At 60.4% G+C, this 13455-nt stretch carries 9 protein-coding genes; 3 read left to right on the top strand and 6 right to left on the bottom strand.

Features of this window, described 5'->3' with window-relative positions; all coding sequences use genetic code 11:
• The first annotated feature begins 2 nt into the window (after window positions 1-2).
• Genes AC0SZ7_RS03970 through AC0SZ7_RS03980 form a run of 3 tightly spaced genes read left to right on the top strand, consistent with a single transcriptional unit; the run spans window position 3 to window position 4242 of the window.
• Window positions 3-935, top strand: a complete 933-nt coding sequence (locus AC0SZ7_RS03970) for an electron transfer flavoprotein subunit alpha/FixB family protein (RefSeq protein ID WP_475503125.1) — start codon at window positions 3-5, stop codon at window positions 933-935.
• On the top strand, window positions 932-3067 hold the full coding sequence (locus AC0SZ7_RS03975) for a 3-hydroxyacyl-CoA dehydrogenase NAD-binding domain-containing protein (RefSeq protein ID WP_475503126.1): 2136 nt from the start codon (window positions 932-934) through the stop codon (window positions 3065-3067). The genes AC0SZ7_RS03970 and AC0SZ7_RS03975 overlap by 4 nt, the downstream gene beginning before the upstream one ends.
• Window positions 3064-4242 (top strand): acetyl-CoA C-acyltransferase, encoded by a 1179-nt coding sequence (locus tag AC0SZ7_RS03980; RefSeq protein ID WP_475503127.1) that lies wholly within the window; start codon window positions 3064-3066, stop codon window positions 4240-4242. Before AC0SZ7_RS03975 ends, AC0SZ7_RS03980 begins: the two co-directional genes overlap by 4 nt.
• 67 nt (window positions 4243-4309) lie before the next feature.
• On the opposite strand, the gene AC0SZ7_RS03985 is transcribed toward AC0SZ7_RS03980, so the two are convergent.
• The 6 genes from AC0SZ7_RS03985 to AC0SZ7_RS04010 form a co-directional block, all read right to left on the bottom strand.
• Window positions 4310-5131, bottom strand: coding sequence for an SDR family NAD(P)-dependent oxidoreductase (locus AC0SZ7_RS03985; protein WP_475503128.1), 822 nt, complete (start codon window positions 5129-5131; stop codon window positions 4310-4312).
• A 13-nt stretch (window positions 5132-5144) separates the two neighbouring features.
• Complete coding sequence (locus tag AC0SZ7_RS03990) at window positions 5145-7607, bottom strand: efflux RND transporter permease subunit (RefSeq protein WP_475503129.1); 2463 nt, start codon at window positions 7605-7607, stop codon at window positions 5145-5147.
• A 10-nt stretch (window positions 7608-7617) separates the two neighbouring features.
• Window positions 7618-8706: a WD40/YVTN/BNR-like repeat-containing protein gene (locus AC0SZ7_RS03995; protein WP_475503130.1), complete on the bottom strand. Its 1089-nt coding sequence runs from the start codon at window positions 8704-8706 to the stop codon at window positions 7618-7620.
• Between the two features lie 10 nt (window positions 8707-8716).
• Complete coding sequence (locus AC0SZ7_RS04000) at window positions 8717-10093, bottom strand: DUF1329 domain-containing protein (RefSeq protein WP_475503131.1); 1377 nt, start codon at window positions 10091-10093, stop codon at window positions 8717-8719.
• Between the two features lie 17 nt (window positions 10094-10110).
• Complete coding sequence (locus AC0SZ7_RS04005; protein ID WP_475503132.1) at window positions 10111-11781, bottom strand: DUF1302 domain-containing protein; 1671 nt, start codon at window positions 11779-11781, stop codon at window positions 10111-10113.
• 219 nt (window positions 11782-12000) lie between these two features.
• Entirely contained in the window at window positions 12001-13242 is a 1242-nt protein-coding gene (locus AC0SZ7_RS04010) for a thiolase family protein (RefSeq protein ID WP_475503133.1), read from the bottom strand.
• Between the last annotated feature and the right edge of the window lie 213 nt (window positions 13243-13455).

The raw sequence follows: 13455 nt of genomic DNA on the forward strand, positions 1-13455 counted from the left end.
TCATGACCATTCTGGTAATTGCAGAGCACGACAACGCTGCGCTCAAGCCCGCAACGTTGAGCGTGATCAACGCTGGAAAACTCATCAACGCAGACGTTCATGTTCTGGTGGTCGGGCATCAAAGCGGTGCCGTCAGCGAAGCCGCGGCGCAGGCGAGTGGCGTGAGCAAGGTGCTCTATGTCGACCATCCTGACCTGGCCGACGGCTTGGCCGAAACTGTGGCCGCTCAAGTAGTGTCAATCGCCCCGGATTACAGCCATATCCTGTTCGCAGCCACCTCCTACGGCCGCAGCATTGCGCCACGCGTTGCTGCCCATCTAGACGTGGCACAGATCAGTGAAATTACCCACGTAGTCGACCTCGATACCTTCGAGCGCCCAATCTATGCCGGCAACGCCATCGCCACTGTCCAGAGCCACGACCCGGTGAAGGTCATCACGGTACGTACCACGGCGTTCAATCCCACTCCGGCTGAGGGAGGTTCCGCCTCTGTTCAAGCCTTGCCCAAGGTGCAGGTCGACCAGAAAAGCCGCTTCGTCAGCCGAGCACTGACCCAGTCCGAGCGACCAGAGCTGACCGCCGCCAAAGTCGTTGTTTCAGGCGGAAGAGCGCTGGGTTCCAGCGAGCAGTTCAATGCGCTGCTCCAGCCTTTGGCCGACAAGTTGGGGGCCGCCCTGGGCGCCAGCCGCGCTGCGGTCGATGCAGCGTACGCACCCAATGACTGGCAGGTCGGCCAGACCGGCAAAATTGTGGCGCCCTCGCTTTACATCGCAGTGGGCATCAGCGGCGCTATTCAGCACCTGGCCGGCATGAAGGACTCCCATGTCATCGTTGCCATCAACAAAGACCCGGAGGCACCGATCTTCAGTATTGCCGACTATGGCCTGGAGGCCGATTTGTTCACTGCCGTTCCTGACCTGGTAGCCGCCCTATGAACACGCCTACTGCACCGCTTTACCAAAACCTGGACGGCGTAGCGCTTATCACGCTTGATAACCCACCGGTCAACGCCTTGTCCTTTGCCCTCAGGCTTCACCTGCGCCAGGCGCTGCTGGGTGCCCTGGAAGATGAAACGATACGCGCCATCGCACTGACAGGCGCCGGCCGCGGTTTTTGCGCGGGTGGGGATATCAGCGAGTTCGATTCGCCGAGCCTGGCGCAAATCCCCCTGCTGGACCTGTTCTGCCTGATCGAGGACAGCGCCAAGCCCGTCGTCGCCGCGCTGCATGGAAGCGCGTTGGGAGGCGGCCTGGAGCTGGCCCTGGCGTGCCACGGCAGGGTCGCACATGCGCAGACCTTGGTCGGGTTGCCTGAAGTCCATCTGGGGCTAGTCCCTGGCGCAGGCGGTACCCAACGCCTGCCCCGGCTGGTGGGGCTGGAAACGGCGCTTAATCTGGTACTGCAAGGGCGCCCAACACCGGCCCAGGTGCTGAGTGAAAGCGGTCTGTTCAATTCCGTCACGGCCGATCAACCGCTTGATACAGCTGTTTCCCTGGCCCGTCAACTGGCGGATCGGGCCGCCGCTGGCTCGCCGATCCCACGCACTGGCAACCGCCCGATCGAGATGGAAAACGCCCAGGCGTATCTGGCTTACGCACGCGCCACCGTCGCAGCACGATCGCGAGGGCTGGTCGCGCCACAGGCCTGCGTGGACTGCCTGGAATCAGCGGTCACACTGCCGCTTAAGGAGGGTCTGAAATACGAGTTCGAGACGTTCTGGAAACTGCGCGAAACGCCGCAATCCTTTGGGCTGCGCCATGCCTTCAAGGCTGAGCGCAAGGCTTCGCAACTGGTCGGCGAAGCTGCGAAGCCCACCCCGAAAAAAATCCAGCAGGCGGTGGTGGTCGGCGCTGGCACCATGGGTTCAGGCATCGCCATCACGCTGGCCAATGCCGGGCTGCACGTCACACTGATCGAGCGCGAGCAGGCAGCCCTGGAACGTGGATTGACCACCGTACGCGCGCATTACGAGGGGGCTCTGAAGAAAGGCCGCTTGACGCAGGCCCAGGTGGATCAGCATCTTGGGCTATTCAAGGGCGCGGTGAACTACGAGGCCGTGCGCGACGCTGACATCGTCATCGAAGCCGTGTTCGAAGATCTGGACGTAAAGCGAGCCGTTTTTGCCCAGCTGGATGAACTGGCCAAGCCCGGAACCTTGCTGGCCTCCAACACTTCGATGCTGGACCTGAATGTCATAGCCGGTTTCACCCGCCGTCCCCAGGATGTAATCGGCTTGCACTTCTTCAGCCCTGCACAGGTGATGCCGCTACTGGAAGTGGTAGAGGGTGCGCAAACATCACCGCACACATTGGCAACCGCCATGGCGTTCGCACGCCAGATCAAGAAAACCGCTGTGGTGTCCAAGGTTTGCGAGGGCTTCATCGGCAACCGCATGATGCAGCCTTACCTGACCCAGGCGGGCTTTCTGCTGGACGAAGGCGCCCTCCCCCATCAGGTCGACAACGCCATCGAGAAGTGGGGTATGGCCATGGGGCCTTTCCGCGTCTGCGACCTGGCCGGCAACGACCTGGGCACTCAAATTCGCGAACAACGTCTGGCGCGTGACCCCAGCCTGGTGTTTTCCCGCACGCCCGAGGTCATCACGCAAATGGGCCGTTACGGTCAAAAGGTTGGTCGAGGCTGGTACGACTATGTGCCTGGGCAGCGAGCCCCGCAGCCGAGCCAGGAGGTCAACGACGCCGTGGTGGCGGAGTCGGCACGGCTGGGTATCGAGCGGCGCACCATCAGCGACGAGGAGATCGTTGATCGGCTACTGCTGGCACTCGTTAATGAGGGCGCCAAGATCCTTGAAGAAGGCATCGCCCAGCGCGCATCGGATATTGATGTGGTGTACGTGGCTGGCTACGGCTTTCCTCGCTGGCGAGGGGGGCCGATGTTCGCGGCCGACCAGCGCGGTCTGGCTACGGTGCTCGCTGACCTGGAGCGCTTTGCCCAGGGCCCGACCTACCAGCAAAGCGCAAACACATGGCGGCCCGCACAGCTCCTGAACCAGCTCGCCGCACAAGGCCAATCTCTCAGCACCTTCAACGAATCGGAGGCCTCATGACTGAAGCCGTTATCGTCTCAACCGCCCGCACAGGCCTGGCCAAGTCATTCAAGGGCGGCTTCAACATGACCCATCCGGTGACCCTGGGTGGCCATGTGGTCAGCCACGCTATAGAGCGTGCCGGTATTCTCCCTGCCGACGTTGAAGACGTGATCTTCGGCAGCGCCTTTCTGGAGGGGCCTGGGGGCGTCAACATCGCACGGCTGGTGGCCTTGCGCGCCGGTTGCCCGGTAACCACCGGCGGCCTCACGGTAAACCGCTTCTGCTCCACCGGTCTGCAGTCGATCGCCTTGGCCGCGCAGCGAGTCATTGCCGGTGAAGGTGACATCTATGTGGCTGGCGGTGTTGAATCCATCACCCTGGTACAGTCCCATTCCACGACCTTCAACCAGAAAGAGACCTGGATAGAGCAGCATCGTCCCGAGGTGTATTGGGGCATGCTGGACACGGCTGAAGTCGTCGCCAAACGCTACGGTATCGATCGCCGCCAACAGGACGAATACGGTGCGCGGAGCCAGCAACGCGCGGCTAAGGCCCAGCTGGAGGGGCGTTTTGCAGAGGAAATCGTGCCCTTCGCCACTCGCATGGCAATCGTTGCCGCCGATGGTAGCATCAGCACCCAGGCAGTCACTGTCGCTCACGACGAAGGCATTCGCGGCGACACGACTCTGGAGGGGGTTTCGGGTATTCGTACAGTACTGCCCGGCGGCTCCATTACCGCAGGTAATGCCAGCCAACTGTCCGACGGTGCCTCAGCCTGCGTCGTCATGAATGCAGACCTGGCCAGGCAACGCGGTCTTGCTCCCCTTGGCATTTTCCGAGGGTTCCAGGTTGCCGGGTGCGAACCGGACGAAATGGGTATTGGCCCTGTTTACGCTGTACCCAAACTGCTGGCCAAGGCAGGGCTGAGCGTAGATGACATCGGCCTTTGGGAGCTTAACGAGGCGTTCGCTGTGCAGGTTATTTACTGCCGCGAACGGCTGGGAATTCCCGATGAGCGCCTGAACATCAACGGTGGCGCTATTGCGGTGGGCCATCCGTACGGCGTCACGGGTTCGCGTCAGGTCGGGCATGCGCTGATCGAGGGGCGCCGGCGCGGCGTGCGTTATGTCGTGGTCACCATGTGCATCGGTGGCGGGATGGGTGCCGCAGGGTTGTTTGAAGTACTGCCATAAGCGAAGAAGCCAGGGCTGTGAAAACAGCCCTGGCTTCTTGACTGAGTACTGGTTTTGATTCAAGCGATCAGATCGCCAGCTTACGCTTCAATAACGCCCCGTACCCTTGGGGGAACAGTCTCGAAATACGATGCAGCGTCTTGGCGCCACTGCCCACCAGCAGACGCTTGTCTCCGCGTATCAGGCCTTCAACGATCTCTTGTGCGCACGCCTGGGGCGTGGTGGTCATCTGCCCAAGCAAAGCCTTCGACAACTTCTGCTCATAGTCGGTACCCGACGCCGCGACCGGCGAATTTTGGCTGATATTGGTATTGATGCCACCAGGATGCACCAGCACTGCGGTCACTCCCGTTCCCTCTAGTTCCTGCCACAGTGTCTCAGTCAGCCCGCGCACCGCGAACTTCGCCATCACATACGCTGCCTGGCACGGCGTTGCGAGCAGGCCGAAGACGCTGGACACGTTCACTACGCAACCTTCGCGCTGCGCTAGGAATTTGGGAAGGAAGGCCTTGGTGCCGTGGATAACGCCCCAAAGGTTGATGTTAATCACCCGTTCCAACTCTTCGTAGGTGATGTGCTCAATGGACGCGATTACGCCGATGCCGGCATTGTTGATCACGGTATGGACTGCACCGAAGTCGGCAACGACATCGTCTGCGAACTTGAATACAGCTTCGCGGCTGGACACGTCCAGTTGGTATAGCCGAGCGTCCGTGCCCTCCGGCAGTTCCTCAAGGGTTTTCGCAAGGGCCGCGCCGTTGACGTCCGCCAGGGCCAACCGAGCGCCCTGTAAAGCTAACGCGACCGACAAAGCCCTCCCTATCCCAGACCCCGCCCCGGTAATGGCTACCACCTTTTGCCTAAACATTACTACCTCCACTTTTGGCATTGTTATTAATCAATCAACGGTGCAAGCGCAACTGCGCCTGTGCGATCAATGGGCGCTGATGCACGTCGCTGGCCACCAGCGTCTCTGGACTGGGTTCGTTTGCACGAATCGGACGAGCTTTTTGCATGGGCTTGAGCAGAAAATGTGCAAGGGCTGGAATCAACACCAACGCGCCGACCATGTTGCCGATGAACATGAAGGCCAGCAGAATGCCCATGTCAGCCTGGAACTTGATTGGCGACCAGGCCCACACAGCAACGCCGATGGCCAAGGTGAACGCGGTCAGCATGACGATCCGCCCGGTGAAGAGCAGTGAGGTTTCATACCCGGCCTGCAGCGTCTCCCCAGCTCGCAACCGCGCCAGCAAAATACTCATCACATACAGCGCGTAATCCACGCCGATGCCTACACCCAGTGCAATCACTGGCAGTGTTGCGACCTTCACGCCAATCCCCAGCGCGACCATCAGGGCCTCGCACAGCAATGATGTCAGCGCCAGCGGCGCCATCGCGCATACCACCGCGCGCCAGGACCGGAAGGTAAGAAAGCACAGCAGAGTCACAGCCCCGTACACCCAGAACAGCATTTCCCGGTTCGACTGCCGCACAACAATGTTGGTCGCCGCCTCGATGCCGGCGCTGCCCGCGGCCAGTAGGAATTGCGCAGAGTCGCCCTGGTTCGCCTGAGCAAATGCTTCGCTGCTTTCAACCACTGACGTCAACGTGTCCGCACGGTGGTCGCGCAAGAAGGCGGTGACAGGCAGCACGGAGCAGGTGGCGTTGTAGAGCCCACGAGGCGAGTTTGACGTGATGGTATTGAGCATGTCGCGTCCACGGGGCAAGTCCAGCCATTTGGGATTGCCCTCGTTGTAGCCACTGAACAGCAACCGCTGCTGGCTGGCTAGCGAGCGCGTACTCTCCACGGCAGGCAGCGCCTGCAATTGCCAGTCGAGCGCATCGACTCGGGACAAGGCATCATAGGAAGCACACTCGCCATCCGGGGTGCGGACCATGACGATAAACACATCGCCACTGGCACCGTAGTGCGCATCGATGAATGCGCTGTCTCGGTTGTAACGTGAGTCAGGGCGTAGTTCAGGAGCACCTGGATCAAGGTCGCCGATCTTCAAATGAAGGCTGGTGGCAAATGCACCGACACCGATTATCGCGGCGACCACCAGCGCCAGCGCCGCGCGACGCCGCTGGGTGAATGTACCCAGGTAATGCCAGATGAAGTGTTTGTCACCCCGCTCGGCGCGCAGGCTGCGGCCAGCCGCACGGTGGCTGACACCGACGAAACTCAATAACACCGGCAGCAGGATTAGGTTGGTGAAGATGAGAATGGCAACACCGAGGCTGGCAATCATGGCCAACTCCTGGATCACCTCGATGTGGATGACCAGCAATACGCCAAACCCCACGGCGTCACACAGCAAAGCCGTCAACCCCGCCAGGAACAGCCGGCGAAACGTAAAGCGGGCAGCCACCAACTTGTGCATGCCGCGTCCAACGTCCTGCATGATACCGTTCATCTTCTGAGCGCCATGGCTCATGCCAATGGCGAAGACCAGGAACGGCACCAGCACCGAGTAGGGGTTGAGATCAAACCCCAACAGCGGCAGACACCCCAACTGCCAGACCACAGCTACCAGCGAGCAGATCACCACCAGCAGGGTGCTACGCATGCAATGGGTATAGAAATACAACACGGCCGCTGCCAGCAGGATGGACAGCAGGAAGAAGGCGGCGATCTTGTAGAGCCCGTCAATCAGGTCGCCCACGACCTTCGCAAAGCCGCTGATGTGGATTCTTACGCCCTCGCGCTCGTATTTGTCGCGAAGCGCCTCCAGTGCGACGTTCAGACTGCCGTAGTCCAGTTTGCGCTGCAGTTTGGCGTTGTCGCCCAACAGCGGCACAGACACCAGGGCCGAATGCTGGTCCAGGCTGACGATCTGGCCAATCTCCCCGGAACGCTGCACATTGATTTGCAGTTGTTGAAGATCCTCCGGTTTGCCGTCGTAGCCGTCAGGGATCAACGTGCCGCCATCGAAGCCGTCTTCGGTGATGCCTTGCCAGCGGGCGTTCGGAGTCCACAGGCTCTTGAGCCCGGGACGATCGACGCCCGGCAAGGCCAGTAAGTCATTGGTGATCTGCTGCAACACATCTAGGAACCTGGGGTCGTAGATATCGCCCTGATCGGGCTCCACTGCCACCCGAAGCAGGTTGGGGGTCGGTAAATCGTCCTTCATGGCCAGGTAATTGACGATGAAGGGATGCTGGGTAGGAATGGTCTTTTCGAAGCTGGCATTGATATGCAGCTTCGGTAATTGCCAGGCCGCCAACGCTGTACACAGCGCGCAAAGGATCAGCACGACAAACCGGTGATTGAAGAGCAGGCGCTCTATTCTGGAACCAGACTGAGGATCGAACGGGACGTCGCCGGCCGGCCGATGCTCATTATCAAACGATGCGTTCATCAGTAAGCACTCAAGGGCGCGACAGGGCGCTGATGTTCGTGGGGCCAAGACTTCCGACACTGACCAACCCCTCCTCGCCTGCCAAAGCGACAGCCGAAGGGTTGGTACCTGCAGAGGCCTGGAGCTTGCTCAGCCGGTCACGCGCCAGGCGGTAGAGGGTACCGGCCTGGTCAGCCAGCAATACATCGCCGCCCGGCAAGCGCAGGCTGGCCGTAACATTGACGGGGGCAGGCAAGGTCACCGGCTCAAAGTGGGCGCCTCGGTCCACCGAGCGAAACGCATACCCTCGCAGGCCAGCCACCAGCACTTGCGCATCGAGTACTTCCAGCACGAAAAAGCTGCCCTTATAGGGTGACGTCAGTCGTTCGAAATGCTCGCCATTGTCTGCGGAGCGCATCAGCAAGCCCTGCTCCCCAGCAATGAATACCTCGTTGCCTTGGGTCTTGACCGCGTACAAATGCAGGTCGTTGGCATTATCGAGATGATCGGACCACACCTCCCAACGTTTACCGTCATGACTGCGCAGCGCCAGCCCGTAAGCCCCCACAAGCCAAATGTCGCCAGCCTTGTCGATGCTCATGTCAAGCCAGGGCTTGTCAGGCCCATCGCTGGCAAATTGCTGTGCCTTGCGTCCAGCGCGACGCGCCTGCTCATTGTCTTTGCCATAACGCTGAGCCAGTGATTGAGCCTGCTCCTGGTACAGCGCGATGACATCCTTGCCGTCCAACACTCGCTCCCATGTCATACCCGCATCCGTGGTGTGTAGCACCACACCGTTATGGCCGGCCGCCCAGCCATGAGACTGGTCGACAAACCGCACCACGGTGAGCGTAACGCTGACGGGAACGTGCGCCTGGGTCCAGGTAACGCCCCGGTCATCGGAGTAAAGAATGACCCCATGCTCCCCTACCGCCACCAACCGCTCACCCGCCGACGCCACGCCAAGCAGCCCAGCGTGCTGGGCGCGAGGCGTGATCAACGCTTCGCGGATCATGGGATCGGCAACACGCAACGACGGTTTGGTCGCGGGTGAGGCGCCCAGGGCGCCCCCACACAGCGCCACTACCAACGCACAGATGTTGCGTACATTTGCGTTCATTCGTGGCTCCTCAACGCAACTGATCGCCGACCATCGCATCAGGGGTGAAGGTGCTGTCCTGAAGCGCGGTGGCAGGTTGTAGGCCGATGGCCGACGCCGGAATGTTCACGTACGGGCCTGCGTACCAGGCGCCCGACACCAGGTCATAGAAGCCGTAGGTCACGTGCTCGGTCAGCGCCATTTCCGGGTAGGTAACCGGCATGCCGAACAAGGTTTTCCACAACTGGCCATTGGCGTCCCAGCGATCGGCAAGCACGGCGAGCCAGGAATCCTCATCGATGTAGTAAACGCCTTTTGGCGAGGTGTGACGCTTGCCCGCCTTGAGTTGCGCCTCCACAACCCAGACGCGGTGAAGCTCCCACCGTACGTAGTCGGGGTTGATGTACGAGCCACCGATCAGTGCCTCGGCGCTTTCGGGCTGCAGCATTTTGTATTCGTTGTACGGGATCAGCATCTCCTTCTTGCCCACCAGCTTCCAGTCGAACAAGCCGGGGCCGCCACCAAACACACTCACTTCGTCAAAGCTCATCAGGCCTGCGGACTGCGGTGTCGGTGTATCGCCATTGGGGTTGGGCAGCTTGCGTACTCGGCGCTGGCCCGTCAGGTATACCCAGGCCAGCGACTTGGTATCGTCCACGTTGACTCGCCCGATAATCGCCTCGCCGGCGCGGATAGGCGGGCCGTCGTTGACCACGCGGGTCATCCAGTAAGTACCGTCGAACTTGTCGGCAGAGCCGTCGGGGTCGTAATACGGCATTTTGATTTCCTGCCGTCCTTGTACGGCCATGACCTTCTGACCATTAGCCGTGACCATGAAGGTCTGGCCGTTCAGGTTACGCGTCGCGGTGCCCTGATACCTCAGCAGGTGATTCCACATTACCTCAAGCCCCGACTTGGGAACTGGAAACGGGATACCACCGAACGCTCCGGACGGCACGGGGTAGCTGGTGCCATTGACGAGACTGGCGCGGGTGGCGTTCTTGAAGGTGTTGTCGTAGACAAACTGCGGTGCCACCGCGGTACGGTGAGTCGGGTAGACATCCATCCGATACGAGGGATAGCGCTTGAGCATGGCCTTCTGGCCATCGCTGAGCGTATCGGCATACTTGTCCATGTTGGCGGCGGTCACCGAATACAACGGTTTCTCGCTGGCATACGGGTCAGGCCGCCGCTGACCGGCTTTGTAGCTGGCGGGCTCCTTTAGTTCACCACCGGCCCAGGCCGGAATAGTGCCGGTCTTGTTGCCCGCACGTTCTCCGCCTAAAGGCGTCAACGTGGTCTTGAGTTGCGCCGCCTCATCGGCACTGACGCCTGCCTGAGCAAACATTGGCTGGGCGCCCACGCAGGCGAACAGAGCCGCGCACAATGTAATTGTGTTCAGTTTCATGGAAGTCTCCCGAATGCTTAGAAGGTACGGCTCAACGCCAAGGTGACGTAGTCGCGATCACGGAAATATTGGTCGTAGTTCCAGGCTTGCGTGCCTGCGGCACTGACGGAGCTGAATAACGTCCCGGTGCTGCCGAAGAAGTGGGTCACGTTCAAGCCCAGGCGCCAGGTATCCAGGTAGGTCGCGCTGACGCCAAGGTTTACCGAGCCGCCGTTTTCGGGGAGCGGAGCCGGACCCACCATGTTGCGCGAGCCTTTTGGCTGATAGGTCACGCCGACGGGCAACCTCACATCAACCCCTGGGAAAGCCTGGTAGTACACCGGCTCAAACAACGCCTGCATCTTCCAGGCATCGCGTGTTCCATTGGGCTTGCAGACTGAACCGGGGAAGGTTGACGGCTGGCAGCCGCTCAAGGTGTCCGCGTTCTTCTGGACGCTCAGCACCCGCGTGAACGCTACCTCGGCCAGCAATTGGGCATCATCCCAAAGCGGTGTGCGGCCCAGGTTTGCGCCGAAGGCTGACACGTTGACGTGGAACGTACGGCCGGTCGCGTATTCAGCACCGTTGCCGATGTCATAGGCGTTGGGTGAAAGCAGATCCTGGTTAAAGCGCACCGAGGACTCGATGGCGAGGTTGAACAATCCAACGTTATGGTTAGCGCTGGCACCGAACACGTTGATTCCGTCGTGATAGTTCTCGTAGAAGGTCTGAGTCACCGGGTTGGTGACAAAGGTGCTGGATTTGCTGTTGAACCGTACTGCGTACAGCCCATAGTCGGTATCTTCGGTACGGATCCGCAGCGCTACGCCGCCCTGCCCGGAATTGCTGGCGTCGTGGGTAGAGGTACGTGTCAAGACCCCGGTAGGGGTGTAGATAATGTTGGCGTCGCGCTGGAAATCGAGCGGCGAGAAATAACTGCCCGTGCCTTGGGAGCGGTTTTCTTCCCAATGCAGTTGGTAGAAAGCATAGGCCGTGATTTCATCGTTAATCTGGTACTGGCCGGACACTTGCGGGACCGGCCGCAGGATTTCCTGGAAGCGCAGGTTCGGCACTGCCAACGCCTTGGCCTGATCAACCGGGGACATGGCGCCTGCGATGGCGTTGTCGCCAAAGAACAGGCTCTCACCCCATACCAGACTGTGCTGGCCCAAACGGATGGTCGCGGCGTGACCGCCAACATCGAAGCGTTGGGACACGAAGGCATCCAGCAACTCGGCATCACGGCCGTTGGTATCCCGAGTGTAGGACGTGAACTCGGAAGGCCTGGAAATCTCCGTGGAGTTCACAGCGCTGGTGCCCGGCCCGAATGCCCCTCCGGTGTTGTTGTCATTGCTGCGGTTGTAAACGGTGTCGTACCAGCCGGCACCACTGATGCGAAAGCCGAACTGCTTGTAATTCCCTTCCAGCTCGCTCAGCACATCGATTCGGTTGGAAATCAAACCACGCTTGCGGAAGTTGCTATCACCATCTCCGAGGTTGGCATCGCTGGTGAGTTCGGAATCAGCATCGTGCAAGCGGTAGCCTGCGACATACTTGAAGGTGTTATCCCAACGCAATTTGAAATCAGGGTTACCTGTATCAATTTCAGCAGCCGTTGCACAGACGGTCGACAGACAAGCTGCCAAGGCAAGACTGGAACGTTGCAGGCACTTTGACTCAGACAACGAGACAGGGTTTCTGTACTCCACAGACTGCATCCTTTGCCGGTCATTGCCGGCCGTTATTGTTGTTGTAAGCGGGACTGCATATCGAGACGCTGAACAAAAGGTACGAACTTATCCGGCGTTTTACCCCCCCACCGAGGAGTGGGATGGGTTGGTGGACAGTAGGAGCATGATCGCGCCGCGGCTCACCCTCCTGCGTAGGAAGGCGAGCCTGAGGAACGGTACGCAGAGCGAGTCTTGGCTCTAGCGCGTAAACAGATTGACGGTCACCACCGCTTCTTCGTAGGCGATAGACCCGCCACCGTTTTCCTGCAACGCCACCCGCGCACCTTCCACCTGGCGAACGCCCGCTTCGCCACGCAACTGGGTGACCAGTTCGTGGATTTGGCCGAGGCCTGTGGCACCGATCGGGTGTCCTTTGCACTCCAGACCACCCGAGGTGTTAACCGGAACACGCCCGCCGATCGACAGTTCGCCGGCCAGCGCTGCCGGCCCACCGCCACCCATAGGGGTCAACCCTAGGTACTCGACAGCAATAATTTCCCCCATGGCACTGGCGTCATGCACCTCGACCACCGACACTTCGTCCGGGCCGATGCCAGCCTGTTCATAAGCCCAATTGGCGGCGCGGCGGCATACGGCCTGGTCAAACTGCTCAGGGGTTCGGTCAGTGGCGGTGGCAATGGCCGTTGCGCGCACCTGAATGGCACGGCGACGGTCGATGCCCAATCGCTTCAAACCTGCCTCGGTACACACGATCACCGCGGCGGCCCCGTCAGAGAGCGGCGAACACATGGGGAGCGTCAACGGATAGGTAATAGGTGGCGCGGCCAGTACTTGCTCGATGGTGAAAGGTTCACGGTACTGAGCCAGGGGGTTGTGAACCGAATGCATGTGGTTCTTCGCCGAGACGGCGGCGATCTGGCGCTGGGTAGTGCCGAACGTTTTCATCCAGTAGCGGCAAGTCGCGGCGTAAATAGCCATGAAGCGACTGTAGGGGCGGCCAGACTCGCTACCCTCGGGCGCCTCTACCCCGGCCCCCAACTCCAGCAGACGCGCGGCGTTTTCATCCGCCGTCAGTACGTCCCAGCCGCCCTCGAAGAGCCCCAACGAACGGCGCTTGTCCTCGATATTCATCTTCTCGGCCCCAAGCGCCAGAGCCACATCGCACGCCCCGGCGCGCAATGCCTGTACAGCGAGCTGGAAGGCGCTGGTGCCTGAGGCGCAGGCATTTTCCACATTCCAGATCGGAATGCCCGTGACTCCGATCTTATTCAGGACAACCTGACCTGGCACGGCGGTCTGCCCCTGCAGGGCACCCTGGGTGACACCGGCATAGAATACTTGACCAATATCACTGATCGAAGCGCCGGCATCTTTTAGCGCAGTGGTCAGCGCCTCTCGAGCGAGGCTATCTAGGGATCGCTCAATATGACGCCCGAACTGCGTCATGCCGACGCCGACTACATAGACAGTGGGAAACATAGATTTTTTATTCTCCGTGCGACGCGTGATACAGCCAGATATCCATTGCAGGCGGCATAGGCCCCGCTGCATGACCTGCACGGTACGGCGACGCTCGGGTGGGCCACCCCCCCCTTGAAGGGTGGGCCAATAGCGCTGGCATCAGTGGCGTTCACACACTCGGCGCGCTACCATCGGCTGCATAAAGCTGACATCACTTATGTCAAGCACGGT

Source organism: Pseudomonas sp. JC1203, assembly GCF_056175065.1.